The organism is Streptomyces sp. NPDC020845 (genome assembly GCF_044334165.1).
Taxonomy (GTDB): Bacteria; Actinomycetota; Actinomycetes; order Streptomycetales; family Streptomycetaceae; genus Streptomyces.
In genome coordinates this window covers 301481-325428 of record NZ_JBIRSJ010000005.1, presented here as the reverse complement: position 1 = coordinate 325428, position 23948 = coordinate 301481, and the positions used below count along the sequence as shown (strand labels likewise).

The following is a 23948-nucleotide window of genomic DNA, read 5'->3' as shown; positions in this document are numbered from 1 at the left end:
AGGGGGTATCGGCCCGGTCGGTCGCCGGGCTTTGCGCGTGGAGAGGGATGCCTAGGGCGTGGGGGTGGGCAGCCCTGCCGCGATCAGGGTGAAGGCGTCCGTGAGCAGACGGCTCATCGGCACCGGTGGATCGGTGCGGAGGTGGTGTGCCATGGCCGCGTTCGTCGCGGCCATGACCGCGGACGCGACGAGGTGCGGATACAGGTCCTGTTGCGGATCGATGCCGGTGCGGTCGGCGACGGCCGCGGTGATCTCGGCCTCGGCGATGGCCCCGGCCCGCAGTATCTCGCCTTGCAGAACCGGTTCGGCGAGCATGAGGCGCACCCCCGCCGTCCACTGCGCCGCGTCGGGAACGGGATGGGCGGCCACCGCCGCGTCGGGCTCGAACTGCGGCAGTACGGAGTGGAGGACCGCGTCCCACAGCGGCTCCGCCGGGCGCTCGCGCAGCGCCTCCGCGATACCCAGGCACCGGTCGAGATGGCGGGCGGCGATCGCCTCGCCCTTACTGGAGAAGTAGTTGTTGAACGTGCGCGGCGAGACCCCCGCGGCCTCGGCGATGTCCTCCACCTTGACGCTGTCGAACCCGCGCTCGACGGTCAGCCGGATCGCCGCCCAGCTGAGCGACGCGCGTGTCTCGGCCTTCTTCCGCTCTCGCAACCCCATGCCGAGAAGGATAGCGAAACTTGCGCGGCACGCAAAGATGCGTGACGCGAAAAGATGCGTGCCCCGCAGTTTTTGCGGGGCTGCCCTCGCGCCCGGACCACCCGCCCGCTCAGTGCCGGTCGCCCTGGCCCACGGCCTCGGCCAGTGCCCGCATCCGCCGACGGAAGCCGTCGCCCTCCGGGGATCCGAACCACACGGCCAGATGGTCCGCGTCAACGGCCCGCCACGCCTCCACCTCCTCGCGCACCTCCTCGCGCGCCTTCCCGGTATCGCGCCCGTCGTCGTCCCACCCGATCCGTGCCCCCGCGCGGATCTCCCGCCCACCGCTCAGCTCCCGCAGCCTCGCCCGGTGCCCGGCGAACTCCCGCGGACTCAGCCCCACCCCCTGCCACCAGTCGCCGACTTGCGCGGTCCGGCGCAGCGCGGCGTTCGAGTTGCCGCCGATGAGGAACGGCACGGGGTGCTCGGGTACGGGCTGGAAGACGGCGCGCTCGTCGAACGAGTGGAATGCGTCCTCGTACGGCCCGCCGCCGCTCTCGTGCAGCTGCCGGATCAGCCGCAGCGCGCTGGTCGTCCGGGCGCCCCGGGTCGCGAAGTCCGCCCCGGCGGCGTCGAACTCGTACTCCTCCCACCCGGCCCCCACCCCCAGCACGAACCGGCCGCCGCTCATCCGCGCCAGCGTCGCCGCCTGCCGGGCGACGAGCAGCGGGTCGCGCAGCGGCAGGATGAGGACGGAGGTGCCGAGGGTGACCCTGCGGGTGACCGCCGCGAGATACGCGAGCGCGGTCAGCGGCTCGTAGACGCCGCCGTACTTCTCCGGCCCGTACGGGCCGGGCGGCAGCAGATGATCGGGCAGCCAGATGCCGTCGTATCCGAGGCGCTCGGCCTCCTGGGCGAGGGCGGCCAGCTCGTGGATGTCGGTCGCGGGCGACTCGGCGGGCAGGATGACGTGGAGTTGCACGGCGGGGCTCCTTGGCGTGCGGGGCGGCCGGTGCGGCGGCCCTTCGGAGCCTTTGTAGAGCCTGACATCAATGCGAGGGTCAATGCGCGACTCGGACAGGTGGCGGTCGTGTGATCCGGCCCATCGCAGCCCGTCGAACGGGCCTGATCTTGCCAAGGGCGGGAATCAGACGTGGCTGGGTAACGCGAAGGGGCCGGGTTCTGGCCCGGCCCCGGTTGGCGCGTGTAGGCCCTTAGTTCGGGACGGGCCCCGGGAAGTGGTCTTCGAGCGTGGACATGACGACATTCGTTGTGGTCTCGACCTGACCTGATGCGCTGGTGGCGGACACGTGGTTTCCGGTTGAGATCGTTGCAACTGCCATTGCCGGGGTCGCGATGCTGATGGCGATGCCGGCTGCTATGGCCAGTGTGGCAAGGGGCCTTCTGGTGCGAGTCATTCCGGATCCTTTGCGGGAGAGCCAAGCCTTCATTTGGTAATGCAAACGTACCGGCAAAAGGTATGGATGTTCGAGCGCCTGGCGCGAAATATAAGGAAGTTATTGTGCGTCGGAGGTAAGTCCAGGCGCGCAGCAGTTGGGGCCGATGTCGATGGCTTCCCCTCCATGCCATCAACATCGGCCCCATGGGTTAACTCACTTGGTGTGAGCCAGCAGCGTTACCTGGAGCTCTCCGATGGCGCGTGGTCTTCCTTGGCGGCCAGCGGCTTGGGGACCGGCGCGTGGTCTTCCATAACGCTGATCGAACTCGGATCGACGCCCTCGCCCCCCGCAGCCTTGCCCTTGGCCCGACCCGTGGGCGGAGCCGGCGGGTGGTCCTCCCCGGCCAGCGACGGCGGAACGGGTGCGTGGTCCTCGGTGGTGGCGAGAGCGGGCGGAACAGGTGCGTGGTCCTCGGTGGTTGCCAGCGCCGACGGTACGGGCGGGTGGTCCTCCAACGGCCGGTAGGCGTCGGACGCAGGCTTCTTGTCCTGGCTCAACAGGATCAACTCCCTAAAACAGTGGGCAGGTCTTTCGTACGCCCGCCCGGCGACTCCCCCGTGGGTCGCCGGACGGGCGCCTCAGGGCCGCTCACCTTAACCATGCGGCCGGGTGACCGATCCGCCTGCCCCCCGCGGGGACGGATCGATCGTGATAAAGACTGCACGACGGCGATAAACGATTGATGAACGTCGGGCTGGCGGGCTGTCGCTAGGCCACGGCCGCGGGGGTCAGCAGCCGTCGTACCTCGTCGGCCTCGGGCATCCCCACCTGCTCATGCAAGGAAAGCGCCTCGCGCCAGCAGGCTTCAGCACGACCGGATTGCCCGATGCCCATCAACGCTTTTCCGAGCACCGTCAGAAGGATGGCGCGTCGCCATTCGCCGCCGATCCCGCGGAGGGCGAGTGCTTGCTCGGCGTGGCTGGCCGCCTGGGCGGGGCGCTGCGAGGCCAAGTAGGCCTCTGCCAGCCGCTGGTGGGCCATGCCCTCCCACAGGGGCTGACGGCTCTCGCGGAAGATGGCGAGTGCCTCGGTCAACTGATCAAGAGCCTCGGTCGTCCTGGCCGCGCGGGTCAGGGCCACGCCAAGAGCGTACTTAGCATTGGCCAGGCGCAGAGTGCGGCCCAGGCTCTCGTAGATGTCGACTCCCTGCCGAGCAATCTCCACGGCGCTCGCGATTCGGTTGGTCTCGAGATGAACACGAGAGAGGTTGCACAGTGCACTGCCCTCGCAGGGGAGGTCGCCGTCGGCGCGATAGGCGTCGATCGCCCGTAGGGCGTGCGCCTCCGCGTCCGCCAACCGCTTCTGACCGAGAGCGATAATGGCGCGTTGGACCGAGGCGCGGCCGACCGGGACCGGGTCCTCGGCGGCCATGCCCACCACGACGGCGACCTTTGCCTCTTCGTCTGCCTGGGCGTACCGCCCCGCCAGGGTGCAAGCCTTGGCCAGGAAGAAACGTGCGCGCCCCTCGGCTTGCAGATCTCCGACCTGTTGTGCCGCTTCGCTGATGTGCTGGGCGACAGCCTCGTAGCGTCGTGCGTTGGCTCCGGACTCGGCGAGGTCGGTGGCGGCCGCCAGCAGATCGGCGGCACGGCGCAGTGTATCCCCGTGAGCGGACTGCTGGGCGCATGCCAGGAGGCAGTCGGCCTCGGTGAACAACCAGTCCAGGGCGGCGTCGTGGTCGGCGAAGGTGAGCCCGGGGCGTTTGGTCGGCGCCAGATGGTCGACAAGCCTGTCGCCCGGCCGCTCAATGGCGTAGACCTGCGCCGCAGTGGCGAGGTAGAAGTCGAGCAATCGGGCGAGAGCCGCTCCCCTCTCCTCTGGCGGCAGTTCGTCCCGCTCCGCTCGGTCACGCGCGTAGAGTCGCACCAAATCGTGGTAGCGGTAGCGGCTGGGTGCGGCAGATTCGAGGAGCGAGGCGTCGACGAGGGACTCGATCAGCTCCTCTGCCTCATCGACATCCATGTCGAGAACGACTGCGGCGGCAGCCAGAGAGATGTCCGGCCCGTCGGCGAGCGCCAGCAGGCGGAACGCCCGGGCCTGCGCCGGCTCCAGCTGTCCGTAGCCCAGCTCGAAGGTGGCCTCGACTGCCAGGTCTCCGGCTCGCAGTTCCACCAGCCGCCGTCGCTCGTCGCCCAGCTTCCGTGCGAGAACAGATAGTGTCCACGTCCGTCGCGAGGCCAGCCGGGAGGCGGCGATGCGGATGGCCAGTGGCAGGAATCCGCACGCGGCAACGACGTCCATGGCCGAGTCGCGTTCCGCGCTCACACGTTCTTCCCCCACGATGCGGGTGAAGAGATCCAGAGCCTCCTCGGGGCTCATGACGTCGAGGTCGACAAGATGGGCGCTCTCCAGGTCAACCATGCGATTGCGGCTGGTGATCAGCGCCGCGCAGCCCGCCGTACCGGGTAGCAGCGGACGTACCTGGGCAGCGTCGCGGGCGTTGTCCAGGAGCGCGAGGACGCGGTGGCCGTCCAACGTCGAGCGGTAGAGCGCTGCCCGTTCATCAAGGCTGTCCGGGATCGCCGAGTCCATGATGCCCAGGGCGCGCAGGAAGGCCCCCAGTACGGCATGAGGGTCGGCTACGACTGGGCCCGCACCCTGCAAATCGACGTAGAGCTGGCCATCCGGGAAGTGACGACGGGCCGCGTGTGCCACATGGACAGCCAGGGTGGTCTTGCCGACGCCGCCGATTCCAGCGACGGCTGACACGGCCATGACATGCCCCTCGGTAGTGGCAAGTTGATCGCTCAGTTCGTCGATGAAGGCGGCCCGGCCGGTGAAGTCGGCGACTGTCGCGGGCAACTGGGCGGGACGTACGAAAGCGGCGCGGGTGCCGAGATCGGCGGAGGCGGTGGTGGGAACCGCCAGCTCGGCGTCGGCCTGGAGAATGCGCTGTTGCAGTTCCGAAAGTTCCGGGCATGGGTCCACACCCAGGTCCTCAGCCAGGAGCCGCCGTGTGTCGGCATATACGGCCAGAGCTTCCGCCTGACGGCCGCTGCGGTACAGCGCGAGCATCAGCAGTTCACGAAGCCGCTCACGCAGTGGGTGAGCGGCGGTCAGTGCTGTCAGTTCGGAGACGGCTTCCGCGTGGTGCCCGAGCTCGAGGTCGAGACTGAGGCGTGTCTCAATGAGAGATAGCCGCCACTCTGACAGCCGGATGCGCTGGGTCTCCGCGTAAGGCCCTTGCAGCCCCGCCAGCGGTTCACCATCCCACAGGTTCAGCGCCTGGGCGATCAGGTTGCGCGCCTTGGGCCGATCTCCAGAATGCTGGGCTTTCTCTGCCTCTGCGGCGAGGTGTTCGGCCGCGTCGAGGTCCAGGGCGCCCATCCCAATGCGGATCGCGTACCCGCCGGACTCGCTGGCAAGTACCTGAGAGTCCGGCCCGAATACCTTCCGGAGTCGGGAGGCGTACGTCCGCAACGCGGCAATAGCGGCGTCCGGCGGATCTTCGCCCCACAGGGCGTCGACGAGTTCGGGCGCCGTAGCGGTACGTCCTCCGCGCAGCAGAAGAGCCGCGAGCAGCGCGCGCTGCTGCGGTGCGCCCGTGGCGAGCTGTTGCTCGCCTCGCCAGGCCCGAACCGGTCCGAGCACGGTGAAGCGCAACTGATGCCCCTGCACCTGCCCCTTACCGCCGGCCATGGTCTCCCCCTGCCTGTGCTTCTGAGTCGCACGGGCCAGTTTGCCTTGTCCAGACCCCCTACGTCAGCAGGGACAGCGTCTCTCCACAAGGCCTGCCACACTTGTCCGACGTCATCGTGCCGACGGACCGTCAGCACGGAGCTGGGTTTTCGGCCATGCGTCTGACAACAGCTGGCGAACTTCCTCTACCTCGGGCGAGCCCGTTTGCTCGTAGATCGCCCGCGACTGGCGCCAGCACTCCTGGGCTTGTTCTGTCTGTCCCATACGCATCAATGCCTTCCCCAGGAGAGTCAGGAATGTGCCGCGACGCCATTCGCCGCCGATGCCGCCTAGTGCCAGCGAGCGCTCTGCATGCTCTACCGCCTGAGTGGGGCGGCATGCCGCCAGATGCATTTCGGCCAGCCGGAAGTGGGTCATTCCCTCCCATAGTCGTTGACGGTTCTCCACGAAAATCGCCAACGCTCGTGTGAGTTGGGCGTCTGCCTCCTCGAACTTCCCGATGCGTGTGAGGGCTATGCCGAGCCCGTACATGCCATTGGCCACGCGAAGCGACGAGCCGAGCCTCTGATAGATCCTGAGGACATGCTCGGCCAGTTTCATCCCGGTTTCAGTGCGGCCCGTGTTCAGGTGGACACGCGCGAGGTTGGAAAGAGCGCTTGCCTCGCCTGGCTCGTTGTCGTCGGAGCGAAAGGCGTCAATTGCCTGCTTGAAGTACGCTTCGGCGTCCGCGTAGCGGCCTTGGTAGAGGGCGATGACGCCAAGCCGATTGGGGGCGCGAGAGACCAGCAGTCGATCACCACCGGCCATCGCCAGCTCCAAGGCGCGACCAAGCTCCAGGCGGGCGCGGTCGAACCTCCCGGTGAAGCAGTACAAATTCCCCAATGTCGACCGTGCGCGGGCCTCCGTGTGCAAGTCCCCGACCGTGCAGGCGGAGTCACTGATCGCCTTGGCCACACTCTCGTACTGGCGTGATCTCGCCCCGGACTCAGCGAGGTCGAGCGCGGCCGTCAAGAGATCAGCGGCGCGTCGGCGTTTGCCGTCACCGATGCACTGCCGAGCACATGCGATCAGGCAGTCCGCTTCGGTGAACAACCAGTCCAGCGCTGCCCTGGACGATTCGAAGGTCAGGCCGGGGTAGGCGGTGGTTTCGAGGTGTACGACCGTCCGGTCGCCCGGGCGCTCCATGGCGTACACCCGAGTCGCCGTGGCCAGATAGAAGTCCAGTAGTCGTGAGAGTGCTGCCTCTCGTTCCGACGTGGTCAGTTGGTCCTGATTCGCGCAGGCTCGGGCGTAGAGCCGTACGAGGTCGTGAAGGCGGTAGCGTCCCGGCACGACGGACTCCAAGAGCGAGATGTCCATCAGCGAGGTGAGGAGAGTTTCCGTCTCTTCGATACCAAGGTCCAGCAATGCCGCAGCCGCCGACAGCGATATGTCGGGTCCGTCGGCCAGCCCCAGCAGCCGGAACGCCCGCGCCTGCTGCGGCTCCAGTTGCCCGTAACCCAGCTCGAAACTCGCCTTGACCGCCAGGTCCCCGGCCCGCAACTCGTCCAGCCTCCGCCGCTCGTCGGCGAGCTTGCGGGCGAGGACGGAGACCGTCCAGGTGCGCCGGGAGGCGAGCCGGCAGGCCGCTATGCGGATCGCGAGCGGCAGGAAGCCGCAGGACGCGAGGACGCCCATGACCTCCTCGCGCTCCACGCTCGCCCGCTCCTCGCCGACGATGCGGGCGAAGAGGGCGAACGCCTCCGCCGGGCTCATCACGTCCAGGTCGACGAGGTGGGAGCCCTCCAGGCCGGCCATGTTGGTCCGGCTGGTGATCAGTGTGGCGCAGCCGCCAGCGTCATCGCCCGGGAGGAGTGGGCGGATCTGGGCGGCGTCGCGAGCGTTGTCCAGCAGGATCAGGACCCGGCGGCCCTCCAGCGCCGAACGGTAGAGAGCGGCACGCTCTTCGATGTTGTCCGGGATCGTGGTGTCGAGGGTGCCCACTGAGCGCAGAAATGCGCTCAGGGCGGCTTCCGGCTCGGTGGGGGAGGAGCCTGCGCCGCAGAGGTCGATGTAGAGCTGACCGTCGGGGAAGTGACGTCGGGCGGCGTGAGCGACGTGGACGGCTAGGGCTGTCTTGCCGATCCCTCCGGTGCCGGCGATGGTCAGGACAGCCGGCTCGCGGCCTTTGGCCGTCAGAAGCTCGCTCAGCTCCTGTACTGCCTCGGCGCGGCCAGTGAAGTCCGCCACCGAGGCGGGCAGCTGGGCGGGGCGTACGACGGATGCGCCGGACAGGAAGTGATCGCGGCGCACGGGCAGCTCGGCAAGTTCGGCGTCCGCGCGGAGGGTGTGCTGCCGGTGTCCGGAGACGGCGCCCTTGGAGACCGCGGTGCTGGAGACCGTGCCCGCTGGGACGGTGGCATCGCCCCCGGAGGCGCCCCCTGGGGTGCCCCGGCGCTCCGTGACGATCTCGGCGCCCCTGCTCCTTTCCCACTCCAGTTCGATCCGGGCCTCGGAGAGGGCAAGAGCCGCCTCCTCGTCGCGCCAGGTGCCCTCGGGTCCTGACGCGGTGCAACCCTCCCGATTTCCAAGGCGCTTGTCGCCGACCATGGTGCCCCCCGCACGTACTTTTCCCTGCACTGGCCAGTCTGCCCTGCCCCGGCTCATACGTCAGTAAAGAGTGCCCATTGCCCGGGGGCGCCCCTAGCTGCTGCGGACCGATCGCGAACTGGTAGGCGCGTCAAGCCGTTCCTGGATGGCTTGCGCCTCGCGCCAGGACTCCTGCGCTCGGGAGTGTTGGCCCAACGCCGTCAAGGCGTCGCCGTGCACCGTCAGAAAGGACAGACGGCGCCGTTCACCGCCGAGGCCCCCGAGGGCGAGTGACCGCTCGGCGTGCACCACCGCCTTGGCGGGACGGTTTGCGGCCAGATGTGTTTCGGCCAGCCGAAAGTGAGCCATCCCTTCCCACAGTGGCTGACGCGCCTCCTTGAAGGCGCTGAGTGCCTGGGTCAGTTGATCAAGGGCCTCGTTCACGCGGCCGGCGCTCGCCAGAGTTATCCCGAGTGTGTACATCGCGTTGGCGAGCCGCAGCGGGGCGCCGAGCCGACGGTAGATGGAGACGCCCTGCTCGGCAAGCTCCACGCCTCTCTGGGTGCGGCCGCGGTGCACATGGAGGCGGGCCAGGTTGGACAGGGCGCTCGCCTCGCCGGCCTCGTTGCCTTCGGTGCGGTAGGCGGCGAGCGCCTGGCTCACGAACGTCTCGGCGTCCTCGTACCGCTCCTGACTGTAGGCGACGGTGCCGAGCTGGCTGGGGGCGCGGCTGGCGACCACCGGGTCGTCGGGGGCCAGCTCCAGGGCGCGTCGCAGCTCCCGGTCGGCCTCGGTGAAGCGACCGGCGAAGCTGTACAGATGTCCCAGCGCGGAACGTGCGCGGGCCTCGGTCCGGAAGTCCGTTGCGGTGTGAGCGGCATCGCTGATCGATCGGGCCGCGGTCTCGTACTCAGGCGATCTGGCTCCGGACTCGGCGAGGTCGAGGGCGGCTATCAGCAGATCGGCGGCGCGGCGGGTGCTCGCGCCGGTGCACTGCAGCGCGCATGCGATCAGGCAGTCGGCCTCAGTGAAAAGCCAGTCGAGCGCGGCTCCTGAGGAGTCGAAACGCAGCCCTGGATGGCCGGTGGCCTGGAAATGGCCGATCGTGCTGTCCCCGGGGCGCTCCAGCGCGTACACCTGGGCCGCCGTGGCCAGGTAGAAGTCCAGCAGCCGCGACAGCGCGGCCTCCCGCTCGGCCGTTGGCTGGATGTCCCGCTCCGCGCACGCCCGTGCGTACAGCCGCACCAGGTCGTGGAAGCGGTAGCGCCCCGGCACGGTGGGCTCCAGGAGGGAGATGTCCACCAGGGAAGCGAGGAGTTCGTCGGCATCCTCGTCGTCCAGGTCCAGAACGGCCGCTGCCGCCGACAGCGAGATATCGGGTCCGTCGGCCAGCCCCAGCAGCCGGAAGGCCCGCGCCTGCCGTGGCTCCAGCTGCCCGTAGCCCAGCTCGAAACTGGCCTTGACGGCCAGGTCCCCGGCCCGCAGCTCGTCCAGCCGCCGGCGCTCGTCAGCCAGCCTGCGCCTGAGGAACGACACGGTCCATGTGCGCCGCGAGACCAGCCGGGAGGCGGCGATGCGGATGGCCAGGGGCAGGAAGCCGCAAGCGGCGACGACGTCCATGGCCGCTTCCGGCTGCGACTTGATGCGTTCTTGGCCGACAACTCGGGCGAAGAGGGCCAGAGCCTCCTCGGGACTCATGACGTCCAGGTCGACAAGGTGTGCGCTTTCCAGGTCGACCATGCGGGTGCGGCTGGTGATGAGCGCGGCGCAGCCCTCCGTGCCTGGTAGCAGCGGCCGCACTTGGGCGGCGTCACGGGCGTTGTCGAGGAGCGCCAGCACGCGGCGGCCGTCCAGCGTTGAACGGTAGAGGGCGGCTCGCTCTTCAACGCCGTCGGGAATGTCGGAGTCAAGGGTGCCCAGCGCGCGCAGGAAGGCCCCCAAAACGGCCTCGGGTTCGGCCGGGGCCGGGCCTGCGCCCTGGAGGTCGACGTAGAGCTGGCCATCCGGGAAGTGGTGCCGCGTCTCGTGCGCCATGTGGACCGCCAGCGTCGTCTTTCCGACACCGCCGATGCCGGCGACGGCTGACACTGCCATGACATGCCGCTTCGTGGAGGTCAGATGGTCGCGCAGTTCGTGGATAAGGGCGACGCGGCCGGTGAGGTCCGCGACCGTGGCCGGCAGCTGGGCGGGCCTTACAAGCGTGGAGCCAGCGGTGGCGCGAGTGCCCACGGGGGCGGTCAGCTCCGCGTCCGCCCGCAGTATTCGCTGTTGTAGCTCGGACAGTTCCGCGCACGGATCCGCGCCGAGTTCCTCGGCCAGCAGGCGCCGCGTGTCGTTGTACACGGCCAGTGCTTCGGCCTGCCTACCGCTGCGGTACAGCGCCAGCATGAGCAACTCGCGTAACCGCTCACGGAACGGGTGCTGGGCGGTGAGCGCCGTCAGCTCGGCTACGACTTCTGCGTGATGGCCCAGCTCCAGATCGAGGTCGAGCCTTGTCTCCAAGAGGGCGAGCCGCCACTCCACCAGCCGCGTGCGCTGTGTTGCCGCGTACGGGCCCGGCAGGCCGGCAAGGGGCTCGCCGCCCCAGTGATCCAGCGCCTTGCCGATGAGCTCGTGGGCACGGGCCCGGTCGCCGGAGTGTCGTGCCTTGTCCGTCTCCGCGGCCAACTGATCGACAACGTCGGTATCCAGGGCGCCCACGCCGATGTGGATCGCGTAGCCCCCCGATTCACTGACCAGCACGTTGGAGTGCGGTCCGAATGCCTTGCGCAGTCGGGAGGCGTACGAGCGCAGCGTGGAGAGGGCCGCGTCCGGGGGGTCGTCGCCCCACAGGTCATCGATCAGCTCCGGCGTTGTCGCGGTCCGTCCTCCGTGTAACAGCAGGGCTGCGAGCATGGCTCTCTGCTGCGGCGGGCCGGTGGCGATCGGTTCATCACCCCGCCAGGCCCTTACTGGTCCGAGCACGGTGAAGCGCAAGGGCTGCTCCCACTCCTGCCCCTTCTCGCCGGCCATGGTCTCTCCCCACCCATGCGTCGCAACTGCGGGCCAGTTTGTCTTGCCGATGCCCCTTACGTCAGTAGGGACAGTGCGTCTCGTAAGCAGAGTGCTCCTCAGTCAGGACGGGGCCTGATCGCCCTCGTCGGCGAACAGTTAGCTGACGAACCGTCAGATCAGCGCTACCGTGGCAGACATGGAGAGCTTCCCGAAGATAATTTCGGTGGACGACCACACGGTCGAACCCCCTCACGTCTGGCGGGACCGCCTCCCGTCGAAGTACCGCGACATCGCCCCGCGCATCGTCCGGGCGCCCCTGAAGGAGATGACCTTCGTCGGCGGCAAGTTCGCCCCGAAGATGGGCGCCCCCGGCGACGACGGGCCGATCGCGGACTGGTGGGTGTACGAGGACCTGCACCGGCCGCTCACCCGCCTCGACACCGCCGTCGGATACAGCAGGGAGGAGGTGAAACTCGAGGCCATCACCTACGAGCAGATGCGGCCGGGCTCCTACTCCGTGCCCGACCGGCTCGCGGACATGGACGTCAACCACGTCGAGTCCGCGCTCTGCTTCCCGACCTTCCCGCGCTTCTGCGGGCAGACCTTCACCGAGGCCAAGGACCATGAGCTCGGTCTGCTGGCGCTGCGCGCGTACAACGACTGGATGGTGGAGGAGTGGTGCGGGCCCGAGGCGCAGGGGCGGCTGATTCCGCTCACCCTCATCCCGCTGTGGGACGCCGAGCTGGCCGCCGCCGAGGTGCGCCGCAACGCCGCGCGCGGGGTGCGGGCCGTCTGCTTCTCCGAGATCCCGCCGAACCTCGGGCTCCCGTCGGTCCACACCGACGCCTGGGACCCCTTCTTCGCGGCCTGCGACGAGACCGGGACGGTCGTCGCCATGCATATCGGCTCGTCCTCCCGTATGCCCTCGACCTCGGCGGACGCGCCCCCGGCGGTCGGCTCCACGATCACCTTCGCCAACTGCTGCTTCTCGATGGTCGACTGGCTGATGAGCGGCAAACTGGACCGGTTCCCCGACCTGAAGATCATGTACGCCGAGGGCCAGATCGGCTGGATCCCGTACATCCTCGAGCGCGCCGACGTGGTCTGGGAGGAGAACCGCGGCTGGGGCGGGGTGGCGGACAAGGTGCTGCGGCCGCCGTCCGAGCTGTTCGCGGAGCATGTGTACGGGTGCTTCTTCGACGACGCCTTCGGGCTGCGGAACCTGGACGCCATCGGGGTCGGCAACGTCCTGTACGAGACCGACTACCCGCACTCCGACTCGACCTGGCCCAAGTCGCGCGAGGTCGGCGAGGCCCAGATGGGCCATCTGCCGCAGGACGTCGTGGAGCGGATCGTGCGCGGCAACGCCATCGAGCTGCTGGGGCTCACGGAGGACGGCCTCTGGGCCGGGCCCGGGGCCTGAGCGCGGGCTGCGGGTGGGCGGGACCTCCCCCGCCCCCGCCCACCCGCGACACCCCGTGATCCCTTCCCCGGGCCGCCTCGGTAGCGTGCCCGCCATGGCGATGACCGTGCGGCCCCTCGACGGCGACCTGGTGGACCGGATGATCGAGCTCGCGGACCTGCCGTGGAGCCTCGAGGCGTACGAGGACGCCTTCGTGCGCAACGGCTGGCATGCGACGGGGGAGGACGGTGAGGCCGTCATCGGCTGGTACGAGCCGTGGCCGATCGCCGGCGAGGAGGGCGTGGACGACTGGTGGCTGGTGCTCGGCGAGTGGCCGGGCTGCCGGGACGGCCGCGAGGTGGTGTGCGAGCACGCGGAGTGCCGTACGGACTGCTCCGTTCTGATGCCCTTCGCCTACTTCGCCGACCCGGACGACCCCGACGAGTGGGAACGGGAGTTGGGCCCCTTCCTCGGTCGCCCCGATTGCCGGCCGGACGCCCCCCGCGAGGACTTCCAGGCGGAGTACGAGCGTGCCGCGCGGCTGCTGCGCGAACGGCTCGGCGAGCCGCTCCCCGAGGGGATCGTCAAGCCGGACGACGCCGACCAGTGCCTGGTCTGGGAGCGGGGCGGGTCCTGGGTGATTCTGCTGATGGGCACCGAGTGGATCTCGTACGGGGCGTACGACCAGGTGGCGATCGAGGTGCGCCCGAGGATCTGAGGTACGGCTCCGGGGGGTATGGCTCCGGGCCGCGTCCGAAGAGCTGAGGGCGGGCGCCTCCCAGGAACTGAGGCCGGGGCGCCCGCCCTCTTGTCTGATGGTCCGTCAGATACGACGATGGCGGTCCGTCAGTAACGCGGTCGACCGCGAAGGAGGCGGCGGCGTGCGCATCCTGCCCAAAGGGCGGCTGAGCTACGGAATTCAGCTTCCGATCCAGTCGCAATCCACCATCTACGCCGAGCCGTGGGAGGTGCGGGCCGGCCCCGCCGATCTCGTCGAGATCGCCCGCGCCGCCGACCGGCTCGGCTTCGCATACATCGCGGTGTGCGATCACGTCGCGATCCCCAGACGGCTGGCCCAGGCCATGGGCACCGTCTGGTACGACCCGGTGGCCACCCTCGCCTATCTGGCCGCCGCCACCGAGCGGGTGCGGCTGCTCAGCCATGTCGCGGTCGCCGCGCTGCGGCATCCGCTGCTGATCGCCAAGCAGTACGCCACGCTCGACCACCTCAGCGGCGGGCGGCTGATCCTGGGGGTCGGGGCCGGTCATGTACGCGAGGAGTTCGAGGCGCTGGGCGTGGACTTCGCCGCGCGCGGCGCCCTCCTGGACGAGACGATCGACGCGCTGAAGGCCGCGCTGGGGCCGGAGGAGTTCCCCGAGTTCGGCGGCGAGCGGTTCGCGTTCAGCGGGCTCGGGCAGGCCCCGCGCCCCGTACAGACCCCGCGGCCGCCGATCTGGGTGGGCGGGTCCTCGGCCGCCGCGGTGCGCCGGGCGGCGGTGCGCGGGGACGGCTGGCTGCCGCAGGGCGATCCGCGGGACCGGCTGCCGGGGCAGCTCGCCCGGCTGCGGGAGCTGCGCGAACGGGCCGCCCGGCACGATCCGGGCTGTGCGGAGCCCGCCGAGATCGGGGCCATCGCGGAGCCCCTGTACGTGGGCGCCCCCGGCTGGGAGGTCGGCCGGCGGACGCTGACCGGCGACCCTGACCGGCTCGCCGAGTCGCTGCGCGCATACGCGGCGATGGGGGTGGACCAGATCCAGGTGCGGTTCCGCTGTCGCGACCGGGCCGAGCTGATCGACCAGATGGCGGCCTTCGGCACCCATGTCGCCCCGCTTCTGAACGACTGACCGCATCTCGACGACTGATCAGGGAGGAAGACGTGGGCAAGCTGGACGGGCGGGTCGTCATCATCACGGGTGCGGCGCGCGGACAGGGCGAGCAGGAGGCGCGGCTGTTCGTCGCCGAGGGCGCGCGGGTCCTGCTCGGCGATGTGCTGGACGAGCAGGGCGAAGCGCTCGCCAAGGAGCTGGGGGAGGCGGCCCGGTACATCCACCTCGACGTGGGGCGGGAGGAGGACTGGACCGCCGCCGTCTCGGCCGCCAAGGACGCCTTCGGCGGGCTCGACGGGCTGGTCAACAACGCGGGCATCCTGCGCTTCAACGAGCTGGTCAGCACCCCGCTGGAGGAGTATCTGGCGGTCGTCCAGGTCAACCAGGTCGGGGCGTTCCTCGGGATGCGGGCGGTGGCGCCGGAGCTGGCGGCGGCCGGTGGCGGGACGATCGTGAACACCGCGTCGTATGTCGCGCTGTCCGGCATGGCGTTCCTGACCTCGTACGCCGCGACCAAGGCCGCCGTCGTCGGGATGACACGGGTGGCGGCGATGGAACTGGCGCCGAAGGGGATCCGGGTCAACGCGATGTGCCCCGGGGCGGTCGACACACCGATGACCAACCCCGCCCAGCTCGACCCGGGCGCCGACCTCGCCGAGGCGTCGGCGGCGGTGGACGAGCTGTACAAGAAGCTGGTGCCGCTGGGACGGATCGGGAAGCCGGGGGAGGTCGCCCGGCTGGCGCTCTTCCTGTCCTCGGACGACTCCTCGTACATCACCGGCCAGCCGTTCGTCGTGGACGGGGGGTGGCTGGCGGGGGTCTCGGTCTTCTAGTGCGGACTTCCGCAGGCGGCCCTTGACGGTCAAACCTCGTGGTGTCAGAGTCAATCAGAATCTGACGGAGCGTCAGATGGAACTTGAGGCGGTGACCCTCCATGGAATTCGGACTCTTTGTGCAGGGATATGTGCCCAGGAGTCGGCAGGAGGCCGACCCGGAGGCAGAGCACCACGCATTGATCGAGGAGACCGAGTACGTCATCCAGGCGGACCGGTCGGGCTTCAAGTACGCGTGGGCCTCCGAGCACCACTTCCTGGAGGAGTACTCCCACCTGTCGGCCAACGACGTCTTCCTCGGCTACCTCGCGCACGCCACCGAGCGGATCCACCTGGGCTCCGGGATCTTCAACCCGCTGCCCCAGGTCAACCACCCCGTCAAGGTCGCCGAGAAGGTCGCCATGCTCGACCACCTCTCCGGCGGCCGCTTCGAGTTCGGGTCGGGGCGCGGGGCGGGCAGCCACGAAATCCTCGGGTTCCTGCCGGGGGTGACCGATATGAACCACACCAAGGAGATCTGGGAAGAGACGATCGCCGAGTTCCCCAAGATGTGGCTGCAGGACGAGTACCAGGGCTTCACGGGCACGCACTGGACGCTTCCGCCGCGCAAGGTGCTGCCGAAGCCGTACGGGGCCTCGCATCCGGCCATGTGGTACGCGGCCGGGTCGCCGTCCTCGTACGCGATGGCGGGGAAGAAGGGGCTCGGCGTGCTCGGCTTCTCCATCCAGAAGGTCTCGGACATGGAGTGGGTCCTCGACTCGTACAAGAACGCCGTCAAGGAGGCCGAGCCGGTCGGCGGCTTCGTCAACGACAACGTGATGGTGACGTCCACGGCGATCTGCGCGGAGACCCACGCCAAGGCGGTCGAGATCGCGGTGGGCGGCGGGCTCAACTATCTGCAGTCGCTGCTCTTCCGCTACCACGACACCTTCCCGCGGCCGGAGGGCATTCCGGAGTGGCCCGAGCTGCTGCCCGAGTACACCGAGGAGATCATCGAGCTGCTGATCGCCGAGGAGCTGATGATCTGCGGCGATCCGGACGAGGTCTTCCGGCAGTGCAAGCGGTGGGAGCAGGCGGGCGCGGACCAGCTGTCCTTCGGGCTGCCGATCGGGATCAGCAGCGAGGACACCATGAACACGATCAAGCTGATCGGCGAGCACGTCATCCCGAAGATCGACACCGACCCGGTGCACCGTACGACCCGTTTCCGCCAGGCGTCCCGCGACTGAGCAGAACCGAGCGTGAGCAGAACCGAGCGTGAAGGGAGAACCACCGTGCTCGACCACCTCATACGCGCCGCGACCGTCGTGGACGGCACCGGCGCCCCCGCCCATGTCGCCGACGTCGGCCTGCGGGACGGGCGCATCGCGGTCATCGCCGAGCCCGGCACCGTGACCGAGCAGGCCCGGAGCGTCGAGGACGCGACCGGTCTCGTGCTCGCGCCCGGGTTCGTCGATCCGCATACGCACTACGACGCGCAGCTGTTCTGGGACCCGTACGCCACCCCCTCCCTGAACCACGGCGTGACCACCGTCGCGGGCGGCAACTGCGGCTTCACGCTCGCGCCGCTCAACCCGGAGCGGCCCGAGGACGCCGACTACACCCGGCGGATGATGAGCAAGGTCGAGGGCATGTCGCTGGTGGCGCTCGAGGAGGGGGCGCCATGGAACTGGCACACCTTTGGCGAGTACCTGGACGCGCTGGACGGGCGGATCGCGGTCAACGCGGGCTTCATGGTGGGGCACTGCGCGCTGCGCCGCCATGTGATGGGCCCCGACGCGATCGGCGGGCAGCCCACGGCCGCGCAGATGGACGAGATGCTGCGGCTCCTCCACGCGGCCATGGACGCCGGCGCCTGGGGGCTTTCCACCACCCAGTCCTCCACCCACTCGGACGGCGACCGCAAGCCGGTGGCCTCCCGCCACGCCCGGCCCGAGGAGCTGATCGCGCTGTCGCGGGCGGTCGGCGAACACGAGGGGACGCAGATCGAGGCGATCGTCGCGGGCTGTCTCGACCGGTTCTCGGACGACGAGATCGATCTGTTCGTGGAGATGACCACGGTCTCCGGGCGGCCGCTGAACTGGAACGTCCTCACGATCGACGCCGCCGTGCCGGAGCGGGTGCCGCGGCAGTTGGAGGCGAGCGAGCGGGCCCGTAAGGCGGGCGGCCGGATCGTCGCGCTGACCATGCCGATCCTCACCCCCATGAACATGTCGCTGGGCACCTTCTGCGCGCTCAACCTCATCCCCGGGTGGGGCGACATCCTCGGGCTGCCGGTCCCCGAGCGGATCGCCAAGCTCCGCGACCCCGCCGTACGGGAAGAGATGCTGCGCCGCGCGCACAGCCCCGAGGCCGGGGTCTTCCGGCGGCTGGCCAACTTCGAGCGGTACGTCATCGGCGACACCTACTCCGCGGCCAACGCCGGGCTGACCGGGCGCGTCGTACGGGACATCGCCGCCGAGCGCGGGACGGACGCCTTCGGCTGCCTGGTGGAGATCTGCGCCGCCGACGAGCTCCGTACAGTGCTGTGGCCGATGCCGACCGACAACGACCCGGCGAGCTGGGAGCTGCGGCGGCAGACCTGGGAGCACGAGGACGTGCTGCTCGGCGGCTCGGACGCCGGGGCGCATCTGGACCGGATGTGCGGCGCGCCGTACACCACCCGCTTCCTGGGGGACTGTCTGCGCGGGCGGAAGCTGGTCGGCCTGGAGCGGGCGGTGCGGATGCTCACCGACGACCCGGCCCGGCTGTTCGGCCTGCGGGAGCGCGGCCGCGTGGCCGAGGGCTACCACGCGGACCTGGTGCTCTTCGACCCCGAACGGATCGACGCGGGCCAGGCGAAGCTGGTGCACGACCTGCCGGGGGACAGCCCGCGGCTGGACTCACGGGCGATCGGCGTCGTGAGCGTACGGGTGGGCGGCGTCGAGACCATCCGCGACGACCAGGTCACGGGGGCGCTCCCGGGCATGGTGCTGCGGTCGGGGCGCGACACGGAGACGGTGAGCACGAGGTGAGTACGAGGTGAGTACGAGGTGAGTACGACGAGGTGAGCGCGAGCCGGGCGCGAAAGGGTGACGCGGTGGTGAGCGCTACGGGCGGGCCCGGTGGCGGCCGCGCCGCCCGCGTGGGCCGCGCCGCCCCGGCGGACGGTGCCGCCCTCGCGGACGGTGCCGCCCTCGCAGGTCGTGCCGCCCTGGTCACGGGGGCCTCCCGCGGGATCGGCCTCGCCGTGGCGGAGGCGTTGACGGAGGCCGGGGCGGCGGTGTGTGTCACGGCGCGCGACCCGGATGGGCTGGCCGACGCCGTACGCCGCCTGGGCCCGCGAGCCATCGCGTGCCCGGGCGACGTGGCGGACCCGGCCCACCTCGACGAGGCCGTATCCCGCGCCCTTTCCGTATTCGGCCGCCTCGACATCCTGGTCAACAACGCCGCCACCAACGCTCCGCTCGGCCCGCTGATGGACGCGGACCCGCTCGTCTGGCGGACGGCCTTCACGGTCAACGTGGAGGCCCCGCTCCGCCTGATCCAGGCGGCCTGGCGCGGCTGGATGCGCGACCACGGCGGCGCGATCGTCAACGTCTGCACCGAGGGCACCCACGGCGTCGGTCCCGGCATCGGCGCCTACGGCGCCAGCAAGACCGCCCTCCTCCGCCTCACCCGTCAACTCGCCGCAGAGCTGGCCCCGCACGTCCGCGTCAACGCGGTCTCCCCGGGCCTGATACGCACCGAGATGGCCCGCTTCGTCTGGGAGGCCGACGAACCCGCCCTCGCCGCCGCGCTCCCTCTCGGCCGCATCGGCGAACCGGACGACGTGGCGCGGGCGGTCCGCTGGCTGCTCTCGGACGAGGCGTCCTGGATCACCGGCACCGACCTGGTGGTGGACGGCGGCCGACGCGTCCGCGCGGCGCTCCGCCCCGCTTGACGCGTGACGGCCGCGCGAGAGGGGGACCGCGACACCCAAGCCGACCGCCGGCGCCTCGCAGAGCGGCACCCCGAGCCCTTCCGCCACCGGGAGCCTCGCCAAGACCGGGTCGTCCTCCGCGCTGCCGACGATCGCCGCTGTCGCCGGCTTGACCGTGGTGGCCGGTACGGGTGCGGTGATCGTGGTGCGGCGCCGCCGGAACGGCTCCCCCGTGGCGTAGCACGGAGGCGGGCCGGGGTGTCCCGGCGTCAGCCGCACCCGCGCGGCAGTGCCCGGTTGCCCCCGGCCCGCTCCCAAGGCAACGCTCGCTTTACCGCTCGCCCAGCCAGATCGGGTTCGTCATCGCCGCCATCCGGCCCGGTACCCCGGACGCTCCGCCGTCCGCCGGGGCGTGGCGCACCTCGGCCCGTACATACGCCGCGTAGGACGCCGTCGTACGCCATTCCGCGGTGCCGGCCCCGGAGTCGGGGATCGCCGTGCCGTACAGCTGGCCCTGGTCGGTGATGAGCCGGATGGTGCAGCCCGAGCCGACGCCGGAGACCTTCAGCCGGACCGTCACCTCGTCCTGCCGGCCGACCTTCAGCCGCTCGCCGATGCCCGCGTGCTGCCCGCGGCCGCCGACCGCCTCGAAGGAGAGGTCGATCGCCGACGACTCCGCGATCCAGCAGCGCCCGGCCCGTATGCCGTCCTGGATCGCCGTACGCGACAGATCGTCGGCGAGCACCACCGTCTGCGGCAATCCGACGACCTGGGGCTCACGGTGCGCGTCACTGTGGCCGACGGCCGGGAGCCAGCGGCCGTCGCCGCGGGCGGCGGCCACCAGCGTGTTGTCCCACTCCTGCACCGTGACCTCGTCGTCCGGGGTGAAGTCCGCGTTCCACACCTCGACCGCGTCCGCGTCGTTGAACCCGAACTTCCAGTTGCAGCCGACGCAGGTGCCGTGCGGATGGGCCGGGATGACCAGGCCGCCCGCCTGCCGGATCTTGCGGGCGTACTTCCCGAAGGCGTTGTCCCGGGCGCGGTAGCGCCAGTCGATGAAGACGCCCGGGTCGGTGCCGAGGGCCACCACATGGCCATTGCGCGTGGTGATCTCTTCGCCGGTGAGGATCAGCAGGTCATCGCCCCACAGCCCCTCCCAGGCCGGATGCGAGGACGTGGTGTTGTGCTCGGTGGTGGTGATGAAGTCGAGCCCGGCGGCCCGGGCGGCGGCGGCCACCTCGGCCGGGGTGCGCTTGCCGTCGGAGTGGACCGTGTGCAGATGGGAGTCGCCCCGGTACCAGGCCCGGCCGCGCCCCTTGGTCCGCTGCGGCGGATACACCGGCTTCGGCGTCTCGCCCGGCTCGCCGAACCGCAGCGTGACGGTGACCTTGTAGTCGAGCCCCTGCGGAGCCACCGTGTAGGGACCGAGCACGATATGCCAGGTGCCCGCCTTCACCGGCCCCGCCAGATACGCGGGCGTCGCCTGCTCGGCGCTGATCGCGAACTCGGTGCGGGCGCCGCCCGACCAGCCGCGGAAGCCGCGCCCGCCGAGGTCCGTGCCGCGCTCGTCGAAGATGCCGATGTCGCAGGCGTTTCCCTGGGTGCCGGCCGGGACCGTCGGCCTGTCGTACGAGTACGAGACGGCGATCTCGCGGACACCGTCCGGAACTTCCACCGGCAGATAGACGAAGTCGGGCGATCCGGTGGGCAGATGGCCCGTGACCGTCTTCGTCTGCTCGCTGCCGGCCCCGCCGGCGCCTTCGCCGCCGTCGCGCTCCTCCGCCTCGGCGAAGGTCACCGGATCGAGTGTCAGCACGCCCGCCGCACCCGCAAGGGCGGAGAGTCTGAGTACGTCGCGTCGCTGCATGAGTGCCCCCTGTGGCCGTCGTGGCGTCCGTCACCAGCGCTCACACCGTTGTACGCGGGAGTGACACGCACGGAAAGGCCTGTGGATAACTCTATGGCCGTGAGGGAACATACGCGCGGCCGTCCACACGCCCCGGGCCCACCTTGTGGGGCGGTCTGGCGGTGTCACATACCCCTCGTATGCTCGGAGAATGACCACGAGCGCGCAGGGATCCGAGCCGTCCGCCCAGGCTGCCCCCACCCCCAACGCCATGCGCCGCGCGCTCAAACGCGCCCGCGACGGCGTGGCGCTGGACGCCGCCGAGGCGGCTGTGCTGCTCCAGGCGCGCGGGGCGGATCTCGCCGATCTGACGGCCTCCGCGGCCCGAGTCCGTGACGCGGGGCTGGAGGCCGCGGGCCGCGCCGGGGTCATCACGTACTCGCGGAGCGTCTTCATCCCGCTGACCCGTCTGTGCCGGGACAGGTGTCACTACTGCACCTTCGTCACCGTCCCCGGCAAGCTGCGCCGCGCCGGCCACGGGATGTTCATGTCCCCCGACGAAGTCCTCGCCATCGCCCGGCGCGGGGCCGAACTGGGCTGCAAGGAAGCGCTCATCACCCTCGGGGACCGCCCCGAGGACCGCTGGCCCGAGGCCCGTGAGTGGCTGGAGGCCGAGGGCTACGACGACACCATCGCGTACGTACGGGCCATCTCGATCCGCATCCTGGAGGAGACCGGGCTGCTGCCGCATCTCAACCCCGGCGCCATGACCTGGACGGACTTCCAGCGGCTCAAGCCCGTCGCCCCCTCCATGGGGATGATGCTGGAGACCACCGCCGAGCGGCTGTGGAGCGAGCCCGGCGGCCCGCACTACGGCTCCCCGGACAAGGAGCCGGCCGTGCGGCTGCGCGTCCTGGAGGACGCCGGGCGCAGCTCCGTCCCCTTCACCAGCGGGCTGCTGATCGGGATCGGGGAGACCTATGAGGAGCGCGCGGACTCGCTGTTCGCGCTGCGCCGTGTCGCGCGCGCCTACCACGGCATCCAGGAAGTCATCATCCAGAACTTCCGCGCCAAGCCGGACACGGCGATGCGCGGTATGCCGGACGCGGAGCTGGACGACCTTGTCGCCACCGTCGCCGTCGCCCGCCATATCCTGGGCCCGGCCGCCTGCATCCAGGCGCCGCCGAACCTGGTCGAGGGGGAGTACACGCGGCTCATCGGCGCCGGTATCGACGACTGGGGCGGCGTCTCCCCGCTCACCATCGACCACGTCAACCCCGAGCGCCCCTGGCCGCAGGTGGACGAGCTCGCCGAGCACTCGGCCGCCGCCGGCTTCCGGCTGCGCGAACGGCTCGCGGTGTACCCCGAGTTCGTACAGCGCGGCGAGCCCTGGCTCGACCCGCGGCTGCTGCCCCATGTCAGCGCCCTGGCCGATCCGGCCACCGGCCTGGCCCGCGAGGACGCGCTGCCGGTCGGCCTGCCCTGGCAGGAGCCCGACGAGGGGTTCACCGCCTCCGGCCGCACCGATCTGCACCGCACCATCGACACCGAGGGCCGCACCGGCGACCGCCGCGACGACTTCGACGAGGTGTACGGCGACTGGGAGGCCCTGCGCGAGGCGGCGGCGCCCGGAATGGCCCCCTCCCGTATCGACGCGGACGTCCGCGGCGCCCTGTCCGTCGCCGCCGACGACCCCACCCGGCTGACCGACGCCGAGGCGCTGGCCCTCCTCCACGCCGACGGCCCGGCGCTGGACGCGCTGTGCCGGATCGCCGACGACCTGCGCCGCGCCACGGTCGGTGACGACGTCACGTACATCGTCACCCGCAACATCAACTTCACCAACGTCTGCTACACCGGCTGCCGCTTCTGCGCCTTCGCCCAGCGCCGCACCGACGCCGACGCCTACACCCTCTCGCTGTCCCAGGTGGCCGACCGCGCCCAGCAGGCGTGGGACGTCGGCGCGGTCGAGGTGTGCATGCAGGGCGGCATCCACCCGGACCTGCCCGGCACCGCCTACTTCGACATCGCGCGGGCGGTGAAGGAGCGCGTGCCGGGCATGCACGTCCACGCCTTCTCCCCGATGGAGGTCGTCAACGGCGCGACGCGCACCGGCCTGTCCATCCGCGAATGGCTGACCGCCGCGCGCGAGGCCGGTCTCGACACGATCCCCGGCACCGCCGCCGAGATCCTTGACGACGAGGTCCGCTGGATCCTCACCAAGGGCAAGCTGCCCACCGCCACCTGGGTCGAGGTCATCAAGACCGCCCATGAGGTGGGCATCCGGTCCTCCTCCACGATGATGTACGGCCATGTGGACCAGCCCCGCCACTGGCTGGGCCATCTGCGGCTGCTCGCCGAGATCCAGCAGGAGACGGGCGGCTTCACGGAGTTCGTGACCCTCCCCTTCATCCACACCAACGCCCCCGTCTACCTCGCCGGCATCGCCCGCCCCGGCCCCACCGCCCGCGACAACCGCGCCGTGACCGCCATGGCCCGGCTCCTGCTCCACCCGCATATCCCCAACATCCAGACCAGCTGGGTCAAGCTGGGCGCGGAGGGCGCGGCCGAGATGCTGCGCTCCGGCGCCAACGACCTGGGTGGCACCCTGATGGAGGAGACCATCTCCCGTATGGCGGGCTCGTCCTACGGCTCGTACCGCTCCATCCAGGACCTCGTCGCCATCGCCGAGTCCGCCGGCCGCCCGGCCCGCCCCCGCACCACCACCTACGGCGAGGTTCCAGCCGACCGCCAGGCGGCGGCCCTGGCCTCGGACGGTCATCTGCCGGAGCTGCTGCCGGTGCTGGGCGACTGAGCGCGCGAGGCCGCGGGACACC

At 70.4% G+C, this 23948-nt stretch carries 15 protein-coding genes and 1 pseudogene; 9 read left to right on the top strand and 7 right to left on the bottom strand.

Annotated elements, in window-relative coordinates:
• Positions 1–51 precede the first annotated feature (51 nt).
• The 6 genes from ACH4U7_RS14445 to ACH4U7_RS14420 all read right to left on the bottom strand — a co-directional run bounded on the left by ACH4U7_RS14445 (position 52) and on the right by ACH4U7_RS14420 (position 11321).
• Positions 52–663 (bottom strand): TetR family transcriptional regulator, encoded by a 612-nt coding sequence (locus ACH4U7_RS14445; RefSeq protein ID WP_398528271.1) that lies wholly within the window; start codon positions 661–663, stop codon positions 52–54.
• A 109-nt stretch (positions 664–772) separates the two neighbouring features.
• Positions 773–1624, bottom strand: coding sequence for a TIGR03619 family F420-dependent LLM class oxidoreductase (locus tag ACH4U7_RS14440; protein WP_398528270.1), 852 nt, complete (start codon positions 1622–1624; stop codon positions 773–775).
• Between the two features lie 654 nt (positions 1625–2278).
• Complete coding sequence (locus ACH4U7_RS14435; protein WP_398528269.1) at positions 2279–2599, bottom strand: hypothetical protein; 321 nt, start codon at positions 2597–2599, stop codon at positions 2279–2281.
• A 211-nt stretch (positions 2600–2810) separates the two neighbouring features.
• The gene (locus tag ACH4U7_RS14430; RefSeq protein ID WP_398528268.1) at positions 2811–5741 is read right to left on the bottom strand and encodes an AfsR/SARP family transcriptional regulator; all 2931 of its coding nucleotides are present in this window, start codon (positions 5739–5741) and stop codon (positions 2811–2813) included.
• Positions 5742–5852: 111 nt separating this feature from the next.
• Positions 5853–8330, bottom strand: a complete 2478-nt coding sequence (locus ACH4U7_RS14425) for an ATP-binding protein (protein ID WP_398528267.1) — start codon at positions 8328–8330, stop codon at positions 5853–5855.
• Between the two features lie 93 nt (positions 8331–8423).
• Complete coding sequence (locus ACH4U7_RS14420) at positions 8424–11321, bottom strand: AfsR/SARP family transcriptional regulator (protein WP_398528266.1); 2898 nt, start codon at positions 11319–11321, stop codon at positions 8424–8426.
• A gap of 178 nt (positions 11322–11499) precedes the next feature.
• Here ACH4U7_RS14420 and ACH4U7_RS14415 point away from each other — a divergent pair, with 178 nt between their 5' ends.
• The 8 genes and pseudogenes from ACH4U7_RS14415 to ACH4U7_RS14380 form a co-directional block, all read left to right on the top strand.
• Positions 11500–12726 (top strand): amidohydrolase family protein, encoded by a 1227-nt coding sequence (locus tag ACH4U7_RS14415; protein ID WP_398528265.1) that lies wholly within the window; start codon positions 11500–11502, stop codon positions 12724–12726.
• A gap of 94 nt (positions 12727–12820) precedes the next feature.
• Positions 12821–13423, top strand: coding sequence for a hypothetical protein (locus ACH4U7_RS14410; protein WP_398528264.1), 603 nt, complete (start codon positions 12821–12823; stop codon positions 13421–13423).
• Positions 13424–13586: 163 nt separating this feature from the next.
• Positions 13587–14549, top strand: a complete 963-nt coding sequence (locus ACH4U7_RS14405; protein ID WP_398528263.1) for a TIGR03619 family F420-dependent LLM class oxidoreductase — start codon at positions 13587–13589, stop codon at positions 14547–14549.
• 32 nt (positions 14550–14581) lie between these two features.
• Complete coding sequence (locus ACH4U7_RS14400; protein ID WP_398528262.1) at positions 14582–15364, top strand: SDR family NAD(P)-dependent oxidoreductase; 783 nt, start codon at positions 14582–14584, stop codon at positions 15362–15364.
• Between the two features lie 101 nt (positions 15365–15465).
• A complete protein-coding gene (locus ACH4U7_RS14395; RefSeq protein ID WP_398528261.1) occupies positions 15466–16593 on the top strand; it encodes an LLM class flavin-dependent oxidoreductase in 1128 nt (375 codons plus the stop codon).
• Positions 16594–16638: 45 nt separating this feature from the next.
• Positions 16639–18378 carry an amidohydrolase family protein gene (locus ACH4U7_RS14390; protein ID WP_398528260.1) on the top strand — a complete coding sequence of 580 codons (1740 nt, stop codon included), beginning with the start codon at positions 16639–16641 and terminating at the stop codon, positions 18376–18378.
• Positions 18379–18488: 110 nt separating this feature from the next.
• A complete protein-coding gene (locus ACH4U7_RS14385) occupies positions 18489–19286 on the top strand; it encodes an SDR family oxidoreductase (RefSeq protein WP_398528524.1) in 798 nt (265 codons plus the stop codon).
• 103 nt (positions 19287–19389) lie between these two features.
• Positions 19390–19506 (top strand): annotated as a pseudogene (locus ACH4U7_RS14380) (LAETG motif-containing sortase-dependent surface protein); the annotation flags it as partial.
• Between the two features lie 90 nt (positions 19507–19596).
• On the opposite strand, the gene ACH4U7_RS14375 reads toward ACH4U7_RS14380, so the two are convergent.
• Complete coding sequence (locus ACH4U7_RS14375) at positions 19597–21132, bottom strand: CehA/McbA family metallohydrolase (RefSeq protein ID WP_398528259.1); 1536 nt, start codon at positions 21130–21132, stop codon at positions 19597–19599.
• Between the two features lie 190 nt (positions 21133–21322).
• On the opposite strand from ACH4U7_RS14375, the gene ACH4U7_RS14370 reads away from it, so the two are divergent.
• Positions 21323–23926 carry a bifunctional FO biosynthesis protein CofGH gene (locus ACH4U7_RS14370; RefSeq protein WP_398528258.1) on the top strand — a complete coding sequence of 868 codons (2604 nt, stop codon included), beginning with the start codon at positions 21323–21325 and terminating at the stop codon, positions 23924–23926.
• The last annotated feature ends 22 nt before the right edge of the window (positions 23927–23948 follow it).